The following is a 2,653-nucleotide window of genomic DNA, read 5'->3' as shown; positions in this document are numbered from 1 at the left end:
AGCAGGATGCCTTCCAGGATGGAGCGCAGGCCCCGGGCGCCAGTCTTGCGGATGATGGCCTTGCGGGCCACCGCGTTGAGGGCGTCGTCGGTGAAGGTCAGGCCGACATTCTCCATGTCGAACAGGCGCTGGTACTGCTTGACGAAGGCGTTCTTCGGCTCGGTGAGGATCTTCACCAGGGCCGGCTCGTCCAGGTCGTCCAGGGTCGCGATGACCGGCAGACGGCCGACGAATTCCGGGATCAGGCCAAAGCGCAGCAGGTCGTCCGGCTCCACCTGGCGGAAGATCTGCCCCGTGCGGCGGTCGTCGGGATCGGAGACCTTGGCCCCGAAGCCGATGGAGGTGCCCTGGCCGCGGGCGGAGATGATCTTCTCCAGGCCGGCGAAAGCCCCACCGCAGATGAACAGGATGTTGGTGGTGTCGACCTGCAGGAACTCCTGCTGGGGATGCTTGCGCCCGCCCTGCGGCGGCACGGAGGCGACGGTGCCTTCCATGATCTTCAGCAGGGCCTGCTGGACGCCCTCGCCTGACACGTCGCGGGTGATGGAGGGGTTATCTGACTTGCGGCTGATCTTGTCGACTTCGTCGATGTAGACGATGCCGCGCTGCGCCCGCTCGACATTGTAGTCGGCGGCCTGGAGCAGCTTCAGGATGATATTTTCGACATCCTCGCCGACATAGCCCGCTTCGGTGAGCGTGGTGGCGTCGGCGACGGTGAAGGGCACGTCGATGATTCGGGCGAGCGTCTGGGCCAGCAAGGTCTTGCCGGTGCCGGTCGGACCGATGAGCAGGATGTTGGCCTTGCCCAGTTCGACGTCGTTATTCTTCGAGGCGTGGTTGAGGCGCTTGTAGTGGTTGTGCACCGCCACAGCGAGCACCTTCTTGGCGTGATCTTGTCCGATCACGTAATCGTCGAGGACTTCGCGGATTTCCTTGGGAGTCGGCACACCGTCCTTGGACTTCACGAAGGAGATCTTGTGCTCCTCGCGAATGATATCCATGCACAGTTCTACGCACTCATCACAGATGAACACGGTGGGGCCCGCAATCAACTTGCGGACCTCGTGCTGGCTCTTGCCGCAGAATGAGCAATAGAGCGTGCTCTTGGAGTCTCCGCTGGCGGCCTTGGTCATGGTCGTTTCTCACTCTATCGACGACCGGCTGTTCACCGGGCCGTCCGTCCTCGGAGGCGTTTCCTGACGCCATCGATGCAGGATACGCGCCGCAGGTTGTCTAATCCTTGACATTCCCCGATCCGTCCAAGGATCACAAGCCTTTGGGGGCACATCGCGACGATTGGCGGCCGGGGCGCCCGATGGCGGGCTGATCCGAATCCCTAGATGGGTGTGCGCCAGATCGGGACAAGACTTCGGCCCCGGACGCGGCGACACGCCTCTCCCCCCCAAGGTACGCGCCGCACCTGCCGATTGTTCCCAATAGACAAGCCCGAACAGGGGCGCGAGGGGATGTTCATGGCGAAACGAACTCTGCGCGGAGGTGGCGCGCCCTCCAACGAACTCCTGGACGATCAGATCGAGGACGCCGGAATGGTGGCCTTCGACTTCGACGGCACCATCACGGTGCGAGACAGCTTCACCGAATTCCTGAAGTGGCGCGTCGACCAGAGCCGTTACATGTCGGGCATGGTGCGGCTGATCCCCGCAGCCGTCGGCTATTTGGGCCACCGCAACCGCGGACGCATCAAGGCCGCGGCGGTGCGCGAGTTCCTGAAGGGCATGACCCGCGACGAACTGGAGGCCCAGGCGCGGGCCTTCGCCGAGGTCGCCGCCCCCAGCCTGTTGCGGCCCGACGCCCTGCAGACCTGGCGACGCTGGCGCCAGCGCCACGCCAAGCTGGTGATCGTCAGCGCCTCCCCCGACATGATCGTCGCCCCCTTCGCCCGCGGCCTGGGCGCCGACGCCCTGATCGCCACCGAGCTGGCCTTCGACGCCGATGACCGGGTGACCGGCGCCTTCCTGGGCCCCAACTGCCGGGGCCCGGAGAAGGTGCGCCGCCTGCGCGCGGCCTTCGGTCCGGACGTGACGCTGAAGGCCGCCTATGGCGACACCAGCGGCGACCGCGAGATGTTGAAGATCGCCGATCACCGCGGCTATCGTGTCTTCAAGGAACGTCCCTGAGCGGGGTGAAACCGTGAAGCACGCCGGTGAGACCGCACTGGACCAGCTGGAGCCCTTGCTCGCCAGGGTGCGCGCCCTGCCCGGCCTGACCGAGAAGAAGCGCGGCGTCTTCTATCTCAAGTCCCGCGCCTTCCTGCATTTCCACGAAGACCCTAAGGGGTTGTTCGGCGACATCCGTGATGAGACCGGCAAGGATTTCGACCGCTTCGACGTCACCGCGAGCGGCGAGGCCCTGATCGCCGCGGCCCAGGCCCGGCTCAGGGTCTAGCCGACCAGGGCTCGGTCTGGCCTATCACGGTCAGCGGCCGGTCGGTCCGGATGGCCTTGAGCGTCCCCTGCGAAATCTCGGCGTTGGTGAGCCAGCGGGAGCGACCGCCCTCGACCTTGAACCCTAGCACCACCTGGCGCACGGCGCAGCGGGGCACGCCCTCGGCCACCTTCCGGGCCGTGTCGAGCCGCTCTGGATGAGCGGGGTCGGCCGCGGCGCTGCCCAGCACCTGGAACATCCGCCCCTC

Annotated in this window: 4 protein-coding genes; 2 read left to right on the top strand and 2 right to left on the bottom strand. The window is 65.9% G+C overall.

The window, feature by feature from the left end; genetic code table 11:
- Positions 1 to 1,133: ATP-dependent Clp protease ATP-binding subunit ClpX (clpX, locus tag Q7T09_RS08975; RefSeq protein WP_304699263.1), on the bottom strand; the 1,133-nt coding region annotated here is incomplete at its 3' end.
- A 339-nt stretch (positions 1,134 to 1,472) separates the two neighbouring features.
- On the opposite strand from clpX, the gene Q7T09_RS08970 reads away from it, so the two are divergent.
- Positions 1,473 to 2,138, top strand: coding sequence for an HAD-IB family hydrolase (locus tag Q7T09_RS08970; protein WP_304699262.1), 666 nt, complete (start codon positions 1,473 to 1,475; stop codon positions 2,136 to 2,138).
- A 13-nt stretch (positions 2,139 to 2,151) separates the two neighbouring features.
- On the top strand, positions 2,152 to 2,406 hold the full coding sequence (locus tag Q7T09_RS08965) for a hypothetical protein (protein WP_304699261.1): 255 nt from the start codon (positions 2,152 to 2,154) through the stop codon (positions 2,404 to 2,406).
- Here the strand turns inward: Q7T09_RS08965 and Q7T09_RS08960 are convergent.
- Positions 2,396 to 2,653 (bottom strand): hypothetical protein (locus tag Q7T09_RS08960; protein ID WP_304699260.1); only part of this gene is annotated, 258 nt, incomplete at its 5' end. The genes Q7T09_RS08965 and Q7T09_RS08960 overlap by 11 nt on opposite strands.

The sequence above is a fragment of the Phenylobacterium sp. genome, assembly GCF_030645195.1.
Lineage (GTDB): Bacteria > Pseudomonadota > Alphaproteobacteria > Caulobacterales > Caulobacteraceae > Phenylobacterium.
Note: the sequence above shows the minus strand (reverse complement) of the source record. Positions and strands in the feature narration are given on the sequence as shown.

Excerpts from the sequence above, each read along its gene's own strand:
- Q7T09_RS08970 (WP_304699262.1), top strand. The coding sequence starts at position 1,473 with ATGGCGAAACGAACTCTGCGCGGAGGTGGCGCGCCCTCCAACGAACTC.